Source organism: Arenibacter sp. 6A1, assembly GCF_012272855.1.
In the GTDB taxonomy this organism is placed as follows: domain Bacteria; phylum Bacteroidota; class Bacteroidia; order Flavobacteriales; family Flavobacteriaceae; genus Arenibacter.
The window spans coordinates 234,370-255,132 of the sequence record NZ_JAAXCQ010000003.1 but is presented as its reverse complement, the minus strand read 5'-3'; the positions used below and the strand labels follow the sequence as shown (position 1 = coordinate 255,132).

20 protein-coding genes are annotated in these 20,763 nt (G+C 37.8%); 5 read left to right on the top strand and 15 right to left on the bottom strand.

What is annotated here, in order from left to right:
- Positions 1 to 2: 2 nt before the first annotated feature.
- The 7 genes from murD to mraZ all read right to left on the bottom strand — a co-directional run bounded on the left by murD (position 3) and on the right by mraZ (position 7,793).
- Positions 3 to 1,337 carry a UDP-N-acetylmuramoyl-L-alanine--D-glutamate ligase gene (murD, locus tag HCG49_RS03880; protein ID WP_168468239.1) on the bottom strand — a complete coding sequence of 445 codons (1,335 nt, stop codon included), beginning with the start codon at positions 1,335 to 1,337 and terminating at the stop codon, positions 3 to 5.
- A gap of 1 nt (position 1,338) precedes the next feature.
- On the bottom strand, positions 1,339 to 2,559 hold the full coding sequence (gene mraY / locus HCG49_RS03875; protein WP_168468238.1) for a phospho-N-acetylmuramoyl-pentapeptide-transferase: 1,221 nt from the start codon (positions 2,557 to 2,559) through the stop codon (positions 1,339 to 1,341).
- Positions 2,560 to 2,593: 34 nt separating this feature from the next.
- Positions 2,594 to 4,057, bottom strand: coding sequence for a UDP-N-acetylmuramoyl-L-alanyl-D-glutamate--2,6-diaminopimelate ligase (locus HCG49_RS03870; protein WP_168468237.1), 1,464 nt, complete (start codon positions 4,055 to 4,057; stop codon positions 2,594 to 2,596).
- On the bottom strand, positions 4,054 to 6,060 hold the full coding sequence (locus HCG49_RS03865) for a penicillin-binding protein (protein ID WP_168468236.1): 2,007 nt from the start codon (positions 6,058 to 6,060) through the stop codon (positions 4,054 to 4,056). Before HCG49_RS03865 ends, HCG49_RS03870 begins: the two co-directional genes overlap by 4 nt.
- On the bottom strand, positions 6,060 to 6,383 hold the full coding sequence (locus HCG49_RS03860; RefSeq protein WP_168468285.1) for an FtsL-like putative cell division protein: 324 nt from the start codon (positions 6,381 to 6,383) through the stop codon (positions 6,060 to 6,062). Before HCG49_RS03860 ends, HCG49_RS03865 begins: the two co-directional genes overlap by 1 nt.
- A 62-nt stretch (positions 6,384 to 6,445) precedes the next feature.
- A complete protein-coding gene (rsmH, locus tag HCG49_RS03855; RefSeq protein ID WP_168468235.1) occupies positions 6,446 to 7,342 on the bottom strand; it encodes a 16S rRNA (cytosine(1402)-N(4))-methyltransferase RsmH in 897 nt (298 codons plus the stop codon).
- Positions 7,329 to 7,793: a division/cell wall cluster transcriptional repressor MraZ gene (mraZ, locus tag HCG49_RS03850; RefSeq protein ID WP_168468234.1), complete on the bottom strand. Its 465-nt coding sequence runs from the start codon at positions 7,791 to 7,793 to the stop codon at positions 7,329 to 7,331. Before mraZ ends, rsmH begins: the two co-directional genes overlap by 14 nt.
- A 263-nt stretch (positions 7,794 to 8,056) precedes the next feature.
- On the opposite strand from mraZ, the gene HCG49_RS03845 reads away from it, so the two are divergent.
- On the top strand, positions 8,057 to 8,821 hold the full coding sequence (locus HCG49_RS03845) for an alpha/beta fold hydrolase (protein WP_168468233.1): 765 nt from the start codon (positions 8,057 to 8,059) through the stop codon (positions 8,819 to 8,821).
- A 53-nt stretch (positions 8,822 to 8,874) separates the two neighbouring features.
- Entirely contained in the window at positions 8,875 to 9,489 is a 615-nt protein-coding gene (gene yihA / locus HCG49_RS03840) for a ribosome biogenesis GTP-binding protein YihA/YsxC (protein ID WP_168468232.1), read from the top strand.
- A 64-nt stretch (positions 9,490 to 9,553) separates the two neighbouring features.
- Here the strand turns inward: yihA and HCG49_RS03835 are convergent, their stop codons facing one another.
- From HCG49_RS03835 to gldB, 3 genes are all read right to left on the bottom strand, one after another.
- Positions 9,554 to 9,946, bottom strand: coding sequence for a GTPase (locus tag HCG49_RS03835; RefSeq protein ID WP_168468231.1), 393 nt, complete (start codon positions 9,944 to 9,946; stop codon positions 9,554 to 9,556).
- A gap of 90 nt (positions 9,947 to 10,036) precedes the next feature.
- Entirely contained in the window at positions 10,037 to 10,372 is a 336-nt protein-coding gene (gene gldC, locus HCG49_RS03830) for a gliding motility protein GldC (RefSeq protein ID WP_168468230.1), read from the bottom strand.
- Between the two features lie 32 nt (positions 10,373 to 10,404).
- Positions 10,405 to 11,394, bottom strand: coding sequence for a gliding motility lipoprotein GldB (gldB, locus tag HCG49_RS03825; protein ID WP_240938623.1), 990 nt, complete (start codon positions 11,392 to 11,394; stop codon positions 10,405 to 10,407).
- Positions 11,395 to 11,459: 65 nt separating this feature from the next.
- Here gldB and nadE point away from each other — a divergent pair, with 65 nt between their 5' ends.
- Together nadE and HCG49_RS03815 are read left to right on the top strand one after the other, a co-directional pair.
- On the top strand, positions 11,460 to 12,257 hold the full coding sequence (gene nadE, locus HCG49_RS03820) for an NAD(+) synthase (protein WP_168468229.1): 798 nt from the start codon (positions 11,460 to 11,462) through the stop codon (positions 12,255 to 12,257).
- Positions 12,258 to 12,428: 171 nt separating this feature from the next.
- Entirely contained in the window at positions 12,429 to 13,058 is a 630-nt protein-coding gene (locus HCG49_RS03815) for a response regulator transcription factor (RefSeq protein ID WP_168468228.1), read from the top strand.
- Between the two features lie 83 nt (positions 13,059 to 13,141).
- Here the strand turns inward: HCG49_RS03815 and dnaG are convergent, their stop codons facing one another.
- Positions 13,142 to 15,121 carry a DNA primase gene (gene dnaG / locus HCG49_RS03810; protein ID WP_168468227.1) on the bottom strand — a complete coding sequence of 660 codons (1,980 nt, stop codon included), beginning with the start codon at positions 15,119 to 15,121 and terminating at the stop codon, positions 13,142 to 13,144.
- A 117-nt stretch (positions 15,122 to 15,238) separates the two neighbouring features.
- Here dnaG and HCG49_RS03805 point away from each other — a divergent pair, with 117 nt between their 5' ends.
- On the top strand, positions 15,239 to 15,499 hold the full coding sequence (locus HCG49_RS03805) for a zinc-ribbon domain-containing protein (RefSeq protein ID WP_168468226.1): 261 nt from the start codon (positions 15,239 to 15,241) through the stop codon (positions 15,497 to 15,499).
- 641 nt (positions 15,500 to 16,140) lie between these two features.
- Here HCG49_RS03805 and HCG49_RS03800 read toward each other — a convergent pair.
- From HCG49_RS03800 to HCG49_RS03785, 4 genes are all read right to left on the bottom strand, one after another.
- Positions 16,141 to 17,118, bottom strand: coding sequence for a polyprenyl synthetase family protein (locus HCG49_RS03800; RefSeq protein WP_168468225.1), 978 nt, complete (start codon positions 17,116 to 17,118; stop codon positions 16,141 to 16,143).
- Positions 17,119 to 17,215: 97 nt separating this feature from the next.
- Complete coding sequence (gene rlmN / locus HCG49_RS03795) at positions 17,216 to 18,256, bottom strand: 23S rRNA (adenine(2503)-C(2))-methyltransferase RlmN (RefSeq protein ID WP_410488982.1); 1,041 nt, start codon at positions 18,254 to 18,256, stop codon at positions 17,216 to 17,218.
- A 94-nt stretch (positions 18,257 to 18,350) separates the two neighbouring features.
- Positions 18,351 to 19,400 carry a tRNA preQ1(34) S-adenosylmethionine ribosyltransferase-isomerase QueA gene (gene queA, locus HCG49_RS03790; protein ID WP_168468223.1) on the bottom strand — a complete coding sequence of 350 codons (1,050 nt, stop codon included), beginning with the start codon at positions 19,398 to 19,400 and terminating at the stop codon, positions 18,351 to 18,353.
- 100 nt (positions 19,401 to 19,500) lie between these two features.
- Positions 19,501 to 20,727, bottom strand: a complete 1,227-nt coding sequence (locus tag HCG49_RS03785; RefSeq protein WP_168468222.1) for a 3-phosphoshikimate 1-carboxyvinyltransferase — start codon at positions 20,725 to 20,727, stop codon at positions 19,501 to 19,503.
- Between the last annotated feature and the right edge of the window lie 36 nt (positions 20,728 to 20,763).

Below are 20,763 nucleotides of genomic sequence, written 5' to 3'. Positions count from 1 at the left end.
TATTATAATTTATGTATTGCTCTTTTAAACTGATTCCCTCTATCCTCATAGTTATCGAAAAGGTCAAAACTAGCACAAGCAGGAGACAATAAAACCGTATCGCCACGTTCGGCCAGTTTATAGGCCATTGCCACAGCTTCTTTCATAGTTGTCGTTTCCTGTATACTATCTATCACGTTTCCAAAGGCATCCTTAATTTTAGAATTATCAACTCCCAAACAAATAATCGCCTTTACCTTTTCCCTTACCAAGGGCATTAATTCTTTATACTCATTCCCCTTATCTACTCCACCAACAATCCAAATCGTTGGCGTTTTCATACTTTCCAATGCGTAATACGTTGCATTGACATTGGTAGCTTTGGAATCATTAATATATTGTACGTGATGAATCTTCAACACTTTCTCTAACCTGTGCTCTACCCCCTGAAAACTCTCCACACTACGACGGATGGAATCCTTTCCTATACTTACTAGCTTGGCCGCAGTTGTTGCTGCCATAGTATTCTTAAGGTTGTGTTTCCCTTCCAAGGCCAAATTATCAGTATTCATCTCCATGATATTATTTTTTATAATCAAAATAATTTTATCACCTTCTAAATACGCCCCTTCATTTAATTTTTTCTCTAATGAAAAAGGCAATAACTTCGATTTTACCGGGTTTTTTGATAACCACTCTACAATTACTTCATCGTCGGCATCGTAAATTAAATAGTCCTCATTGGTCTGATTTTTTGCAATCCTGAATTTTGAGGCTATATAATTCTCAAAATTATAGTTGTACCGATCCAGATGATCTGGTGTAATATTCGTTAAGATGGCAATATTTGGCCTAAAATCGACCACCCCGTCTAACTGAAAACTACTGATTTCCAAAACATAGTAATCTACATCGGTATTAGCCACCATTTTCGCGAAACTATCGCCAATATTCCCAGCCATTCCCACTTTTAAACCGCCTTCTTTTAAGAGATGGTTTACTAGGGCCGTAGTGGTTGTTTTCCCATTGCTCCCCGTAATCCCAATAATTGTTGCTTTGGTATAGTTAAAAGCAAATTCTATTTCGGAAACCACAGGAATATCCTTTTCCTTTAATAATTTAATTAACGGCACATTGTCTGGTATGCCAGGACTTTTCATCACCAAATCGGCATTTAGGATCTTAGCCTCTGTATGCTGATTTTCTTCCCATACAATTTTATGGTCCTTAAGAACCTTTTTATACGCTTCCTTTATAGCGCCTTTATCCGACACAAAAACATCGTAGCCTTTTTGCAATCCCAATATAGCGGTACCAACCCCACTTTCTCCTCCTCCTAAAACCACTAATCTTTTCATACTAACGAACCTTTAATGTAACAATGGTTATAACTGCCAAAAGAATCCCTACTACCCAAAATCGGGTAACAATCTTGCTCTCATGATACCCTTTTTTCTGATAATGATGATGTAAGGGTGCCATTAAAAAAATCCGTTTCCCCTCACCAAATTTCTTCTTCGTATATTTAAAATACCCCACTTGCAGCATTACAGAAATAGATTCCGCAAAGAATATTCCACATAAAATTGGGATCAACAATTCTTTTCTAATGATGATAGCGATCACCGCAATAATACCTCCGATGGTCAAACTTCCTGTATCTCCCATAAAAACTGTAGCAGGATAGGCATTGTACCATAAAAATCCTACCAAAGCCCCCACAAAGGCAGCTAAAAAGACAACTAATTCTCCAACCCTAGGTATGAACATTATATCTAAATAGTTAGAAAATATATAGTTCCCCGATATCCAGGTAAAGATCATCAAGGTCAATACTATAATGGCCGAGGTACCCGCGGCAAGCCCGTCAATTCCATCGGTGAGGTTCGCACCATTAGATACCGCCGTTACTATAATGATAATGATAGGGATAAAAATCAACCAAGCGTAGTCTGCTGCTCCTTCTCCCATCCAAGAAATAAAACTCGTATAATCCAACTCATTATTCTTAAAAAAAGGAACGGTCGTTTTGATCGATTTTATTTCTACACTGGCCTGTTGCGCTATTTCAGTACCTTGGGTCATTCCTTTATGGGTACTTTCCTTCATGGTAACCCCTGGATGAAAGTATAGCGTAGTTCCAACGATAAGTCCCAAAACAACTTGACCCAAAATTTTGAATCTTCCTTTTAATCCTTCTTTATCCTTTTTAAATATTTTAATATAATCGTCCAAAAACCCAATAGCCCCCATCCATAAAGTGGTAATAATCAAAAGAATCACATAAATATTGCTCAGTTTAGCAAACAATAGCACTGGAATAAGGGTTGCCATTATTATGATAAGTCCACCCATGGTAGGAGTACCAGCTTTTTGGCTTTGTCCTTGAAGACCAAGATCTCTTACTGTTTCTCCTATTTGTTTTTTCTGAAGGAATACTATAACCTTCTTACCGTAAACGGTAGCGATAAATAAGGACAACAACACCGCCAAAGAAGCACGAAATGTTAAGAACTCAAACAGTCCTGCGCCTGGCAATTGGTATTCTTTTTCCAAATATTCGAACAAATAGTATAGCATAAATTAATTTTCCTTGGCTTTTGTTAATTATATCTTATTTATTTAGACCGTTCAGCAGGTCTTTCACTATTTTAAAATCATCAAAATCTATCCTTGTCCCCATAGTCTCCTGATAGGTTTCGTGTCCTTTTCCGGCGATTAAAATAATATCATTGGGTGCCGCCATCATACAGGCCGTTTTAATTGCCTGTCCCCGATTCTCTATCGACACTATTTTTTGTACATTTTGAGGCTCCACACCTGCTTCCATTTCTGCCATGATAGCTGTTGGCGACTCCGATCTTGGATTATCGGATGTCAAAACCACCTTATTACTTAAGGACGATGCTATATGCCCCATTAAAGGACGTTTGCTTTTATCTCTATCGCCACCACAGCCTACCACTGTGATAACATTTTCATTTCCTGTCCTTAATGAGTTGATGGTCTCCAATACATTTTTCAAGGCATCGGGAGTATGCGCATAATCTACTATTGCCGTAACTTTTTGTTTGGAGATATAATACTGAAACCGTCCATCTACATTCTCCAACTCACTCAGAAGCCGTAAAATCTCTAATTTCTCGAGACCCAAAATATCTGCTGTAGCATAAATAGCCAGCATATTATAGGCATTAAAATCTCCAATCAGCCTAGACCAAACTTCGTTTTCTTCAATTTTAAGCAACTGCCCATGAAATTGATTTTCCAAAATTTGAGCCCTGTAATTGGCGTATGATTTTAAGGCGTAGGTATGTTTTTTAGCCTTGGTATTTTGCAACATGAACAGACCGTTCTTGTCGTCTATATTAGTAAGGGCAAAGGCCTTTTTTGGTAAATTATCGAACAGTTCTTTTTTAATATTTCTATACTCTGCAAAACTATGATGATAATCTAAATGATCATGTGATAAATTGGTAAAAATAGCCCCTTCAAAAACCAAACCATCGGTTCTTCTTTGATGAATACCGTGAGAACTTACCTCCATAAAACAATATTCTACCCCGGCATCGTTCATCAACTTTAAATAACTATTAATCGTCAAAGCATCTGGCGTAGTATGACTCGTAGGGTATACTTTATCATCTACCAATATTTTTATAGTAGACAACAGCCCTACCTTAAAGCCTGCTTTCTTAAACAACTGGTACAACAGACTACTTACAGTCGTTTTTCCGTTAGTACCGGTAACTCCGACCAGTTTTAAATTTTTTGATGGGTTGCCATAAAAGTTTGAAGCCATTATAGCCATGGCTTTATTTCCGCTATCTACTTGAACATAGGTAATTTCATTGATCATTTTTTCAGGCAGCTCTTCACACACAATAGCTTTTGCTCCAGCTGCTATAGCGATATCTATAAACTGATGTCCATCTGTCAGTGTTCCCTTAATGGCTACAAAAATATCGTCCATACCTATTTTACGCGAATCGAAACAAATATTGTTCACCATCACGGCAGTACTACCGCTTACCGCAGAAATACCAACCCCATACAATATATCTTTCAATGTCCTCATAATAACTCCAAAACAATTTTTGCATCCTTTCCTAAATCTGTCCCTTGGGAAATAGACTGCCTTTTAACCTTTCCATTTCCTTTAACCTCTACCTGCACCCCTAAGTTCTCCAAAATAGAAACAGCGTCCATTCCGCTCATTCCTTCTACATTTGGCATCTGATGATACTTCTTATTAGCGGTGTCATAATATTTTTGATAAGCTGCATCTAACTTAGCATCTGCCAACAGAGTTACGTCTACCTCATCTACCAAGGGAGAAGTAGCATATATTTTTTGCGCCACAGACTTAAAAACCGGACCCGATACATCGGCACCATAATACCCAACACTCTTGTCTGGCTCATGAATAACTACGATACAAGAATATTCCGGATCATCGGCTGGAAAATAACCTGCAAAAGTCGAAATATATTTTAACTTATCAGGGTCTTTAGACTCATAATGTTTCTGAGCAGTCCCAGTTTTTCCGGCCATGGAAAAATTCGGGGAATACAATTTATGTCCTGTCCCGTGTTTTTTCTCTACGGCATTTTTCAATAACTGCCTAACCTTTAGCACGGTCTCCATAGAACAAATAGAAGGGTTAATGACTTCCTTCTCAAATTTAAGAATCGTCTTATCCCATTCCTTTACTTCCTTAATAAGTCTAGGCTTTACCATTTCCCCATTATTGGCAATGGCATTATAAAAGGTAAGCGTCTGCAAAGGGGTCAATGACACTTCATAACCGTAAGACATCCAAGCCAACGAAATACCGGACCACCCTTTATCGCCAGGGTATCTAATGACAGGTTTCCCCTCTCCTTTTACCGGCAGACCCAATTCTTGATGAAGATTCATATTCATAAGACGGTTCACAAATTTCTCGGGCTTATCCTTATAATTATTGTGAATAATTTTGGCCATTGCGGTATTCGAGGAAACTTCAAAAGCACGTCCTGCGGAGATCTTTCCATACCCCCCATACTTAGAATCCCTAACCGTACGATCGTACACCTTAAACCGTCCGTTCTCTGTATCTATAACAGTACTGGTATCAATCACCTTATCTTCCAAGGCCACCACCATGGATACCAACTTAAAGGTAGAACCAGGCTCGTGAGATTCTCCTATCGCATAATTTAATCTTTCATAATAATGACCATCATTGGTACGCCCCAGGTTAGAAATAGCTTTAACCTCTCCTGTTTTTGTCTCCATCACTATTACTGTACCGTGATCTGCCTTATACTTTTCTAATTGACCTAATAAAGCATGATGCGCAATATCCTGTATATTGATATCAATAGTAGAAATTACATCATACCCGTCTTTTGGCTCTACCTCATTATCCCATCCTATAGGTTTCCACTGCCCCTTGGCTATTTTTTGCTTCAATCGCTTACCTTCCTGCCCTCTTAGGTAATCCCCAAAGGCGCCTTCTAACCCCACACGCGTATAGTACCCGTTCTCATCTACTCTTTCATAACCTACACTGCGTTCTGCAATTTTCCCCAAAGGATGCTCTCGAACCGTTTTTTGCTCAATAATCAGTCCGCCTTTATAGGGCCCTTTTTTAAACAAAGGCATTTTCTTTACCGCCATATACTCCGAATAGTCCAAATTCCTAGCGACTAAAGCATATCGGTTTTTATTGGCCCTTGCCTTTCTCAACAATTGTTGATAGTAAGAAGATGTTCTTCCAAACAATTTCCCCAAGGCGTCGGATAACGGTTTTATATTTTCTTCAAAATCTTTACTACTAACGGTTTCGGCATCGAATCTAATAGTGTACCTAGACACAGAGGTTGCCAACAAACTACCATCGTCCGAATATAGATTTCCCCTGTTGGGAGCTATAGTAAACAATTTGGAAGTGCTCTCCATGGCCAACTTCCTATATTTGTCCCCGTCTACCATCTGAATACTGACCAATTTGACCAAAACAGCAATTGCGAACAAGAATAGACATCCTGCCACAATATATAACCTAGTCAATATGCTCTTTTCTGTTATCGGCACTATTCTTTTGTTAGTCTTTTTACTTTTATTTTTTTAGGGGGAGTTTCGGAAGGAAACAAGCCTCGATTTTCTACCTTTTGCAATATGGACGACTCTAGTTTTAATTCCTGCACATCGGATCGCACATCTACAAATTCACTTCTAAGCTCTTTCACCTCCTCGTTCAAGGCTGCTATTTTATGAACCAATCCATCGGCCTTATGCGAACTCGCTATCATTATAGTTGCTAAAAACGAAACAAAAACAATAAACATCCAGTTTTTAGGAGCACCTCCGTCTACCAGAAACTTTCCTTTTAATATGCCTATGATTCCATCCTTCATATTCGACATGCAGCATAAGGTTTTAACTATTCCAAAAACACCATCAAGAATCTAAAGAAAAGTTATAGTTTTTCGGCTATTCTTAATTTTGCACTTCTGGCTCTATTATTTATTTTTATCTCTTCTCTAGTCGGCACAATTAACCCACCTACTTTCTTAAAAGGCACATTGATATTTCCGTAAAAATCTTTCTCTGGCTCTCCTTCAAACTGACCAGATCTTATATACCGTTTCACCAAACGATCTTCTAAAGAATGATAACTAATCATACTTAACCTTCCTCCCTTTTCCATTAACTCTGAAGACTGCTCCAAGAATTCTTTGATCACTTGAATCTCTTGATTCACTTCAATACGTATCGCCTGATAAATTTGAGCCAATATTTTATGCTCCCTAAACTTTGGCAAGTATTGCTGCAAGACTTCTTTTAATTGCTCGGTAGTTTTTATAGGTGTTGTTTCCCTGTAAGCTATAATTGTTTTAGCCATGGCATTGGCATTTCGCAAATCGCCATATTGAAACAAAACTCTTCTAAGCTCATCGTAATCGTACACATTTACCACCTCAAAGGCCGACACCGTATTTTTTTTGCTCATCCTCATGTCCAGGTCTGCATCAAAGCGAGTCGAAAACCCTCTTTCTGCCTTATCGAACTGATGGGAAGAAACCCCAAAATCGGCCAAGATACCATCTACCTTCCGCACCCCATAGAACTTCAAAAACTGCTTTATATATCTAAAATTTTCATTTATCAATTGAAAACGACTATCATCAATAGCATTTTCCAAAGCATCTTCATCCTGATCAAAGGCCAACAGCCTTCCATTTTCTCCCAATCGTTTTAATATTTCCCTAGAATGCCCACCTCCACCGAAGGTAACATCAACGTAAATACCGTCAGGCTTAATATTTAGTCCATCTACGGACTCCTTTAACAATACCGGATTATGATAATTCATCTGTGTCATCTCCCATTATTTCTTCTGCCTGACCTGCAAAGTCGTCAGTTGTTTCTTCCAATACCTTCTCATAACTATCCTTGTCCCAAATTTCTAATATTTTAATCGAAGAACTCAAAACTACCTCCTTCGTTATCCCAGCCACTTCGACTAAATTTTTAGGAATTAACAATCTCCCAGTAGCATCTATCTCGACAATTTTCACTCCTGCCGAAAACCTTCTTATAAAATCGTTATTCTTTTTTATAAATCTATTTTTCTTACTCAACTTCTGCATCAACAAATTCCATTCTGCCATCGGATACAACTCTAAACAAGGCGAAAAAACAGAGCGCTTTATCACAAAGCCCTCATTTAGAACAGGTGCCAATTGACTCTTCAAGGCCATAGGTAGCATCACCCTTCCTTTGGAGTCTGCTTTACAATCATATGTCCCTATGAAATTTATCACTTAAAATGGCTGGTTTTTAATTGATAACTCAAATATATAGAAATTATTACCACTATTTACCACTTAATACCACATTGTTGATAAATAATGTTTATTTTCGACAAATAGACAGATTTTTACGGCTTAAAAACAGATCAAAAAAGCTGGCAAAAATCTCGATTTTTACAAAAAAATATTCGAAAGTTACGGTTCACAAAAGTTAGCTGTGCTTGCATAATTAGGAAATGCCTATATTTGCGCATCAAGATTAGAAGCTGTCCTTAATGGAAGAAAAAATAATTAGCGAAGGAAAATACCGATACATAGAAATAGGAGATGGTACCCCCATTATAATTCTACACGGGCTTATGGGAGGACTAAGTAACTTCCATGGGGTCATGAGTCATTTCCCCGCCAAGGGATATAAGGTTTTAGTACCAGAACTACCAATATACAACATGCCTTTATTAAAAACCAATGTAAAAAGCTTTGCTAAGTTTTTAGATGGTTTTATAAAGCACAAAGGCCTTAAAGACGTCATATTGCTGGGAAATTCCTTAGGGGGACATATAGGATTATTATACACCAAATTGTACCCCGACACCACAAAAGCCCTTATCATTACCGGAAGCTCGGGACTTTATGAAAGTGCCATGGGCGACGGTTACCCAAAAAGAGGGGATTACGAATTTATTAAAAAGAAGGCTCAGGATGTTTTTTACGATCCTGCAGTTGCTACCAAGGAGATCGTAGATGAAGTTTTTGCTACGGTGAATGACCGGATTAAACTGGTAAAAACTTTAGCTATTGCCAAAAGCGCCATTCGCCACAACATGTCTAAAGACTTACCACACATGCACACTCCTACCTGCATTATTTGGGGCAAGAACGACGCGGTTACCCCTCCTAATGTAGCAGAAGAATTTCAATTATTACTACCGGATTCTGAATTATTTTGGATAGACAAATGTGGTCATGCCCCCATGATGGAGCACCCGTTAGAATTCAACTCAATTTTGGACCAGTGGTTAACCAAACGTAATTTTTAAGTAAATTACACACAAGGAGCCAATCCTTATAATATCATAATTAAAAAAAACAGATGAAAATAAAGTCGGCTGACTTTGTCATGAGCAACTCCAAGGTTGCCCATTGCCCAAAGGACCCTATACCCGAATATGCATTTATTGGTCGCTCTAACGTAGGTAAATCGTCCCTGATTAACATGCTAACGCAGCGAAAAAATCTAGCAAAAACTTCGGGAAGGCCTGGTAAGACCCAATTGATAAATCACTTTAAAATTAATGAAAATTGGTTTTTAGTAGATTTACCAGGGTACGGTTATGCCCGCGTTTCTAAGAAAGACAAGAAAACATTCCAAAAATACATTACCGATTATTTTCTAGAGCGCGAACAGTTAGTATGCGCCTTTGTACTGATCGATATTAGACACGAGCCCCAAAAGGTTGACATGGATTTTTTGGAATGGATGGGAGAAAACCAGATTCCGTTTTGCATCATATTTACCAAAGCCGATAAGTTAAAACCTAAAGCCATTGAGAACCATGTAAATTCTTATATCGAAAAATTACTGGAAGGTGTTTGGGAAGAGGCCCCTCAATATTTTATAACCTCCTCCTCTTCCGGTATAGGACAAGAAGAGGTTCTTAATTTTATTGAACCTATCAATGAACAATATTACAAAAAAGGCCTCTAGGCCTTTTTTTGTGCTTCAAGCCTAACAAAGAAGCTAATACCCCCGTCCAGGAAAGCTAAAATGCTTATCGCTTTTCTTCTTTTCCCAAAATCAACCTTATTAAATCCTCTGGACTTTCCAACGCATTGATTTCTATACTACTAAGATAAACGCGGAGATTATTCATAGGACCACATAAAATAACAGGAAAAGAAAAGTTATATCCGTATTTTTCTCCATAGTGTTCTTGGAATTCATCTCTATGAAGCACATTTAATTGAACAGCCGTTTTTTTCCTGAATTCTTTCCAAACTTTCCGCTCCACAAATACCCCATGTGTCAATTCACATAATTTACATTGATACGTATTTGGACTCCAAATTTTATGTACACTATCTAGGATGGCATTTCCAATACCAGAATCTGCCTTGTACACCAGCATAAGGGTTTTTACCGTCTGCAGTTCTTTGTCTTCCATAACTATCTATCCTTAACTTTACCGCAAAAAGCACCTGGTCATTAATAGAGCAACCAAAAAAAAGGGCGTTTTGACCGCCCTTTTAAACTCTTATTTCTTCAATTCAAGTTTTTCTGCAAAATAGTCGCAAAAATCCTTCATTGTTGCCGTCATTTTTTCGTCTTGGGTAGCCTTAAAAAAGGTATCGGACAAAGACACTAAAGTCTGATGAAAGAACACCTTCATCTCATCGACAGGCATATCTTTCGTCCATAAATCTATTTTCAATGATTCCTGGTTTTGACTATCCCAAACAGACAATAGCATTGCCTTTGCTTTTTCATTTTTTATACCGCCGTCTTCAGCAGACCAACTCAGCTCTTCCGGTACCCTATTTTCGTCCAATTCAACTTTTAAAGTAATTTCGGATGTATGCGTTTTTGCCATGTATTTTTATTTTATTAAAATTATAACCTCTTTTATTTTTTTGGTTTATAGCCCGATTTCTTGAACAACTCTTCTTCTGGCAGGGACAACATTTCATCCAATCCCACCTTGTTATTTTCCATAAAGGCTCTAACGATCTGCCAACCTACAAACCGACCAATTCTTCCTGGCGTTTCATTATCTAAGGTCAAACGGAATTTAGAAAACGGTGCTGGGTCTAAAAAACGTGCCCTTAAACCATAGTCTGTACTGTACAACAATTCTCGTTCTATAAAATATCGCCAAATATAATCTTCATTTTCTACCGCCCAATCTAATTGTTGCGGGGCATATCCTATTTTATTAAAATCGCTTTTAAACGGCATTATTTTATCCTTGAGATATAATTCCTTGCCGTAATAAATAAGCTGCGACAAAAAACTACGGTCTTTAGGAGCCGGAATCACTGTTTTTGCCCAAGCACTACAGACATCACTAACCAATAAACCCTTATCTAAACCAGCTGCGATATAGCTAGATATTCCTTGATAAAATTTATGGGAAGGCCCTAGGTAATTATCCAAGCCTAACAACAATAAGCTATCTGCAAAAATAACACGATTATGATAATCGACATCAGAAATTAAAGTGATTACTTTAGGAGCCTTTGCCTTAGGAAAATAATACTTTATATGTTTAAACAGCCTCTCCAGCTCCTCCTGTTCGGTATTAAAATCGGGAAAAACCTGCCCCACTTGTTCTAAAATCTCTACTTGTAGGCTATCATTCAATTTTTGGACCCAAACACTATCTGGGTATTGTTCAGGAAATAGATATGGATATTTTTGTTTTAGTACAGGAATGTCCTTGGCCTCGGCCTGAGCAAATTCCCGTTCGAACCTAGAAATATCAATTTCTACCTTAACCCTCGAAATTTCCTCGGCAATTTTATCGTCTTTCTTACAACCGACAAACATTAAAACTAAAATCCCAAAAAACAGTGTGAAGTAATTCATTATAAAGTAATTCTCTTTTAGTTTCATTAATTAAACCAGAGGTTTTATTTTTACCGACAAAGTTAAGTTTTTAAACCTAATTAAATGTTCTAATGCAAACTGAAAAAGTTATAGACCACATAGTAACCTGGCTACAAGAGTATGCCAACAAGGCCAATATGAAAGGTTTTGTCATTGGTATTTCCGGGGGAATAGACTCCGCCGTAACTTCTGCCTTATGTGCCAAAACCGGACTAAGCCTTCTATGTATAGAGATGCCTATACACCAGGCCAAAAACCAAGTAACCCGAGCCTCAAACCATATCGATTGGCTACAGGACAACTTTCCCAATGTAGACAGAAAACAAATAAACTTAACTCCAGTTTTCGACAGTTTAATAGCAGCGCTTCCCACCGTTGAAAATGAAGAAGAGCGATTTATGTCCCTTGCAAATACCAGGGCTCGACTACGAATGACTACCTTGTATTACTTTGCTGCCTTAGACAGGTTACTAGTTGCAGGAACAGGGAACAAGGTAGAGGATTTTGGGATCGGATTTTACACAAAATACGGAGATGGCGGAGTAGATTTAAGTCCGATTGCCGATTTATTAAAAAGCGAAGTCTACGAAATTGCCAAAGTATTGGGAATCCAAAACGACATTATCCAAGCTGCTCCTACAGATGGACTTTGGGGAGATGATAGAACGGACGAAGATCAGATCGGAGCTTCCTATCCAGAATTGGAATGGGCGATGGAAATGGTGGAAGACGGAAAAACCGAGGATGATTTTAAAGACAGGAAAAAGGAAGTTTTTAAAATCTATAAACGCCTTAACACTATTAACTTACACAAAATGAATCCAATTCCAATTTGTGAGATCCCTAGTACGTTAAAACTTACTCTTTAGCAGTAATTATACCACTTAAGTCGAAAAAAAGGCCAAATATTTCTTAATGTAAATAAAAAAAAGGAATTTTACCCTGAAATTAAGCCAAATTAACCTTACATTGCATATCATATTTTGAACGTTTTTATTGTTGCGGAATATTGATGGTGAAATAAAGAAAAATAATTCAAGATGATCAAAATTTTAGTTGCAGACAATCACCCTATCATTCGGATGGGTGTAAGACAAGTTTTAGAACCAGTTTCCGATATTGAAGTCATTGCTGATGCCTCAACAACAACAGAATTATTTCAACAACTTGAAACTTTAACTCCAGACATTGTTCTTTTGGAGATGGATATTCCTGAAATTAACGGAATTGCTACCCTTAGAAAACTAAAAAAAGAACACCCTTCTATTAAGGTTATTATATACAGCGGTCAATCGGAAGATGTATATGCTCTTAGTACTATTCGCGCAGGAGCTTTCGGATATCTTTCCAAAGCATCGGATGTAGATTATATCCTAAGCGCTATCAGAAAAGTAAGCGCAGGTAGTATGTTTATTACCAATGAATTGGCACAACGTTTAGCCTTTGATGAAAGCACCCAAAAACCTAGAAGATTTTTCAGAAAACTTTCTACTAGGGAAGTCGAGGTACTTAAGCTATTGGCCAGCGGAAAACGAAACAAGGAAGTAGCTTTAGGCCTAGATTTAAACGAAAAAACAGTCAGTACCTACAAGGCACGATTGATGCGTAAATTAAATGTAGACAATATCGTAGATTTACTACAACAAGCTAAAGCGCTGGAATTGTATTAAAAACACAAGAAACTCCTTAACAGCAACAAAGCTCCTTATTTTAAAAATAGGGAGCTTTTTTTATTGACAACCTTATTTCTTCTTTAGGAAATCACTCTATTTAATTTTTTGTTCAACAACATGTTGAGCTGAATATAGTTCATGATCTCTTCCAAAACCTCATTATGACTATCAAAGCTGTCTTGGGTATTCGTTTGCAGGCTACTAATCCGTTTTTTAATAAGGAAGCACCTCAGGGTTAAAATAGTCTCACTGACCAATTGGGCAATACCTTTCTCTTTTTCCTTTGGAAAAATATCTTTTCGCTCCCAATCGTGCAGTACATATTTCTCTTCTTCCATTAAAATGGAGGAGATTTCAGAAACCAATTGTTGGTCCAAATCTGCCAAGAATTTATTGACAGAGAAATTCTCGTCCTTATTTAATTCTTCGATCAGCTTATAATAGATATTTCTAAACTGCTCATTGGCCAGTTCAATTTCGTCATCCTGAAGATCTAAGAATATTTTTTCGTACACACGCGCATCCAATGACTCTGGCTCTAGCACAAGATCGCCGCTTTCATTTTCCTTTAACACCAAATCCTCGAACTCCTGACGCATCCCTCCGTATAACAACAGTACTTCTATAATTTTCCTTTCTAACTCGTACTGCACATCTACTTTTTGTTGGGCAGGTTCATTTTTAACAACCTGAAAAGCCTCCTGTTGCGCTTGGACATTTTTAGCACTTTCAGAAGTTTCCTTTTTCCCCAATTGAGCCAAGGTATTAAACAATACTGCCTCGGAAATATTCATTATTTTGGCACACTCCTGAATATATACTTCCTTTTGGATCTTATCGGGAATTTTAGAAATACTGTTCATAATATCCCTGACAGTATCGGCTCTTTTAATAGGGTCATTGGCAGCTTCCTTTACCAACAAAGAAGCTTTAAACTGTATAAAGTCCTTGGAGTTTTCTGCCAGATATTCCTTTACCGCTTCCAAGCTGTTGTTTTTAGCGAAACTATCTGGATCTTCTCCTTGTGGAAAAGTGCAAATCTTTACATTCATTCCTTGTTCTAGGATCAGATCTATCCCTCTTAAGGATGCCCTTAACCCCGCTGCATCCCCATCAAACAGAACAGTTATGTTTTTTGTCAGCCTATTGATCAATCTAATTTGATCTGGAGTCAATGCAGTTCCACTTGAGGCTACCACATTATGGATACCTCTTTGATACAATTGAATTACATCGGTATATCCTTCCACCAAATAACAATTGTCTTCCTTGGCTATAGCTTGTTTGGCATAATATATTCCGTATAAAACCTTGCTTTTATGATAGATATCGCTCTCGGGAGAATTTAAATATTTTGCCGCTTTTTTATCATTGGACAAAATACGTCCACCAAAACCTAACACCCTACCGCTCATACTATGAATAGGAAACATCACCCTACCCTTAAACCTATCAAAAGTCCGGCTATTAGTGGGATCTTTAGCATCTGACTTCACTATAGAAAGTCCGGTTTTCTCCAAATACTCTAACTGATAGCCTTTATTCAAGGCTGTTTTACTAAAGCTATCCCATTGATCTAAACAATACCCTAGTTCGAATTTTTTAATAGTATCATCGGTAAATCCTCGTTCTTTAAAATAACTCAACCCAATAGCCTTTCCCAGTTCTCGTTCCCACAGTACCTCCGAAAAATATTTTTGGGCATATCCAGACACCAGGTACATGCTTTCCCTTTCATCGGCCTGTTCTTTTTGCTCATTGCTCTGTTCTGTTTCCTCTACTTCAATATTGTATTTTTTAGCGAGGTATTTTATAGCTTCGGGATAGGTAAAATGCTCGTGTTCCATTAAGAAGGCAACCACGTTACCCCCTTTTCCACTACTAAAGTCTTTCCAAATCTGTTTTACCGGTGAGACCATAAAACTAGGGGAACGCTCGTCACTAAATGGACTAAGGCCTTTGAAATTGGAACCCGATTTTTTCAATTGTACAAAATCTCCGATCACCTCTTCTAAACGAGCGGTTTCGTATACTTTGTCGATAGTAGTTTTTGAAATCAAAATATTTGTTTTTACAACTTCAAAGGTACTATTTTTGTAAGCGTCAGAAAACCTAAGACTGCAGCATTTTTTAAAGGATTTAAGCTCCTAAATAAGTTTTAAAAGCACCCTACAACTATGATATTATTCCTTGGCACCAAACCCGGCAAAACATCGTCCCAAGTCCTAAGCGGAATACCTTGCCCCTACTGCCAAATAAACAATACCCTGACAGCTACTTCTCATTCCTCCTATTTTCATATATTTTGGATCTCCCTTTTTAAAATCAGCACCTCTACAGAAATACAGTGCTCTCACTGCAAGAAAGTATATTTCGAAAAAGAATTCACCCCAGCGATGCAGCAACATCTCGAGGACCAAAAAAAGCTTCCTAAATAGGCTTTACACTCAAACCACCCAGACACCTCGCAATTCTACCAACACTGCTTAAACAATCGCAAACCTGCTTTAGACCCTACCTCTTGTTTGCCTGCAATAACACCTTGCCCCGATTAGCACATAAATTTTAGTAAAGCGATGCTATTTTATCTGAAAAAGGAACCTATCTTAAACTATTGTAGCTTTCCCAAATTCCTTCCTTTGTGTCTTGTAACGGTGTTATATTTAAAATTCTTGCTCTATAGACTTCTTAAAAGGCACACCGCATACCGTATGGTCTCCCCTATTTATTCCTTACTCATTTTTTGCGTTAGGGATCGCAGCGGCATCCCCGCAGCAAAGCAAGGGATATAGCGTAGCGCCCGACCGACGAAGGAGGGAACGCCCAAATTATTTTAATAAAGATGAATGAATTTAGATATTGATTAGGCTTCTACACGCTTTTATCTGGAGCCTTTTACTTTCATCTTAAGCCGTGAAATTCTGAAAGACAAACAGAGCTTTAGCAAAATGAAGAAAAATTAAATTCTAGCCGTTAAGCTGCCCTACTTACCCCCTTTGGCATTCCCTAATAAAGTGCCAAGTAGTAAAACAGAGGTGATTAAATTGTCGTTCGTATAGATTTTTAAATGTAAAGGATTCTATTTTTTCCTATCTACAACATAATTCACCATAAGCTCTAGTGAATTTTTATAATCGGAATCAGGGTAGGCCGCCAATAAGTTTAAAGCCTCTTGCTTATACGCAAGCATCTTTTTTACCGCATACTCCAAACCGCCATTTTCTTTTACAAAACCGATGACTTCCTTCACCCGTTTTTTATCCTTGTTGTGGTTTTTAATAGAATTAATCAACCATTTTTTCTCACTTTTAGTACAATTGTTCAGAACATGTATTAAAGGCAAGGTCATTTTCTGTTCCTTGATATCTATCCCGGTCGGTTTTCCTATTTGCTCTTCCCCATAGTCGAACAAATCGTCTTTTATCTGAAAAGCCATTCCTATGAGCTCGCCAAATTTCCGAAAGGTCTCTACGTCTGTAGATCCCGGTTTTACCGAGCAAGCCCCCAAACTACAACAGGCCGCGATAAGGGTAGCAGTTTTTTGACGGATGATATCGTAATACACATCCTCGGTGATATCTAATCGTCTTGCTTTTTCAATTTGCAACAATTCTCCCTCACTCATTTCGCGAACGGCGACAGAAATTATTTTCAACAAATCAAAATCCTCATTATCTATGGACAACAACAGCCCTTTAGACAATAAGTAATCGCCTACCAGAACAGCGATCTTATTTTTCCACAGCGCATTTACCGAGAAAAACCCGCGACGTTTATTGCTATCGTCTACCACATCATCATGGACCAATGTAGCGGTATGGATTAACTCTATCACGGAAGCCCCCCTATAAGTTCTTTCGTTGACCTCGCCGTTATTTAGAAGTTTGGCGGCCAAAAAAACGAACATAGGACGCATTTGCTTCCCTTTTCTATTGACAATATAATAGGTGATTCTATTGAGCAAGGCCACCTTTGAAGACATGGATTCATAGAACTTTTTTTCAAATAGTTCCATTTCATGATTTACCGGTTCCTTTATTTGTGATACTATTTTCAAGCTAATAATACAGGTATTAGAGGTTGCCTTTTCGGAAGTTCAAAATTAGGAAAAATAAAATACTAATATCAGCCATAAGATCATTAAAATCCCTCTATTAAGACTTATTAGCCAATTGACCACAAGCGGCATCAATATCCTTACCCCTAGAACGCCTTACGGTAACCGTTATGCCGTTTCTTTCCAATGTAGCCACATATCTTTCTATAGCCTTATTGCTGGCTTGTTGAAATTCGCCATCGTCAATAGGGTTGTATTCGATCAAATTTACTTTGGAAGGTGCAAAGCGACAAAACTCTACCAAGGCATCCACATCTTTTTGAGAATCGTTGATACCATCCCAAACCACATATTCGTAAGTAATCCTACTTTTTGTTTTTTGATACCAATACTCTAGTGCCTCCCTTAAATCTTTTAATGTAAAAGTGGCATTAAAAGGCATTATGGAAGTCCTTATTTCATCGATAGCCGAATGTAGGGATACTGCGAGCTTAAATTTAACTTCTTCATCGGCCATTTTACGAATCATCTTAGGCACCCCCGAGGTAGAAACGGTAATTCGTTTTGGAGACATGCCCAAGCCCTCTGGAGAGGTAATCTTATCAATAGCTTTTAAGACATTGTTATAATTCATCAGAGGCTCTCCCATCCCCATAAAAACGATATTGCTCAACGGCCTATCAAAATACAACCTACTTTCGTTGTCTATAGCAACTACTTGGTCATAAATTTCATCTGGATTTAAATTCCGCATTCGTTTAAGCCGTGATGTTGCACAAAACTTACAATCCAAACTACAACCAACCTGACTAGAGACACAAGCAGTAGTTCTGGTTTTAGTAGGAATTAAAACAGACTCTACGATAAGATCATCGTGCAAGCGGACCGCATTTTTGATGGTACCGTCCGAACTGCGCTGCATTTGATCGACTTTAATGTGGTTGATCACAAAGTTATCATGGAGCATTTCCCTGGTTTTTTTAGAAAGATTGGTCATGTCTTCAAAGGTATGGGCAGACTTTTGCCACAACCATTCATAGACTTGATTCCCTCTAAAAGGTTGATCCCCGTTGGTCTCAAAGAACGTCCTAAGTTGTTCTTTGGTAAATGCCCTAATATCTCTTTTCTTTTTTGCGATTTCCACTTTATAAAGATAATTGTTTCTATAAAAAAATCCCGTCAATCCTGATTTAACTTATAGACTGACGGGATTTGATCTGAAATTTATAAGCTTATATGATTAACATAGCATCTCCGTAAGAATAAAACTTATATTCTTCCAAGATTGCTTCTTTGTACGCCTTCTTCATTAAATCGTGTCCCATAAAGGCCGAAACCATCATTAAAAGGGTCGATTTTGGTAAATGAAAGTTGGTTATCATCGCATTGGCGATGCTAAAATCGTACGGAGGGAACACAAATTTATTGGTCCATCCTTCGAAAGTATTTAATGTTTGTTTCGATGAAACAGCACTTTCCAAAGCTCGCATAGCGGTAGTACCTACAGCACAAACCCTACGTTTCTTAAGTTTTGCGTTGTTTACGATTTCCGTAGCCTTTTCCTCTATGATCAGTTCTTCACTGTCCATCTTATGCTTGGATAGATCCTCTACCTCTACCGGATTAAAAGTTCCCAATCCTACGTGTAGGGTTACCTCTGCGAAATCTACACCTTTAATTTCTAGCCTTTTTAATAAATGTTTAGAAAAATGCAAACCGGCCGTTGGTGCTGCTACCGCTCCTTCATGCTTGGCATAAATAGTCTGATAACGTTTTTCATCTTCTGGCTCAACATCTCTTTTAATATATTTCGGCAAAGGAGTTTCTCCTAACTCTTTCAATTTCCTTCTAAAATCGGTATAAGACCCATCGTATAAGAAACGTAAAGTTCTACCCCTAGAGGTGGTATTGTCTATTACCTCGGCAACCAAGGTATCATCATCTCCAAAATACAATTTGTTTCCTATTCGAATCTTACGTGCCGGATCTACCAATACATCCCAAAGACGTTGTTCTTCATTTAATTCTCTCAATAAAAAAACCTCGATTCTAGCGCCGGTCTTTTCCTTGTTTCCATATAATCTGGCAGGAAAAACTTTGGTATTATTAAGTACCATCACATCTCCCTCATCAAAATAGTTAATAAGATCTTTAAACATCTTATGTTCTATTTTCCCTGTTTCCCTATGAACGACCATTAATTTGGATTCGTCCCTGTTTTCTGAAGGGTATTCTGCTAATAAGCCGTCTGGAAGTTCAAAATTGAAGTGTGATAATTTCATTTATTAAATACCTTATTTTTAATTAATGTTTTTAGAGAATGCAAATATACGATGCTAATGGTAGCGTTGTCAAGTAAATACCGATTTAAATAAAATTGGCCTACTTTCCTACTTTAATTTTTAGCGCTTCCATATCATTCCAAAAGTCGGGATAGGACTTGGATACCACTTCCGCATCGTTGACAAACAAGCTTGTTTTTAATGCAAGGGGAGCAAAAGCCATGGCCATTCTATGGTCGTTATAGGTATCTATAGCAATTTCGCTGTTGATAGTTTCCGAAGCCGACAAGCTTAGGCATTTATCTGTAACGCTTATCGTTGCCCCAAGTTTTGTCAGTTCTGTTTTTAAGGCTTCTAGCCTATCTGTTTCCTTAATTTTAAGGGTATGCAATCCTGTAAGATGGCAACCAACGCCCAAACCAAAACAAGTAACTGCTATAGTCTGCGCTATATCCGGAGCATTGCTTAAATCGATCTCTATAGGTTCTGAAATTTCACTACGGACCTTTTTTAAAACAACTTGGTTCTCCTTAAATTCGCTTTCTACTCCAAAAGATTTATAAATTTCTGATAAAACACTATCTCCTTGCAAACTATCCTTTTTGTAAGCCGATAGTTCTATTTCACTACCTACCTCTGACAGTGCAGCGATACTATAAAAGTATGAAGCCGAACTCCAGTCCGATTCTACTACCAAAGTTTTAGGAGTTATGGCATCTTTTGGAAATACCCTAATAGTGTTCCCTTCAAAGGAGCTTTCTACTCCTATCTGAGACAATAATCCTAGGGTCATTTTTATATAGGGCACTGAAGTAATCTTACCTACCAACTCCAATTCCAATCCGTTTTCTAATCCAGGCGCTATCAATAACAAGGCAGAAATATATTGGCTACTGATATCAGCAGGCAAACTCACCTTGTGTTCCACTAATTTTTGACCTTTTATTTTAATAGGCGGATATCCATCATTTTTAACATAAGTAATATCGGCGCCCAATGCCTTTAAGGCCTCTACCAAAACTTTAATAGGCCTTTCTGTCATTCGTTGCGATCCTGTAAGGGTCACTTCCTTCCCTGGTTGGGAAGCGAAATAGGCCGTTAAAAAGCGCATGGCAGTACCTGCATGGTGAATATCGACAACACCGTTGCTTATTTGCAAGCCTTTTTGCATTACCTCGGCATCGTCGGAATTAGAAAGGTTTTTTATGGTTATACTTGGGAACAATGCCTGTAAAAGCAATAATCTATTAGATTCACTTTTAGAACCTGTTATTTTTATGTTCGATGTAAAAAGAGTGTTCGAAGGGGCAGATAAATGTAGTTTCAATGTATTTATGTATTTTAAAACTTTAGTATTGGCAAT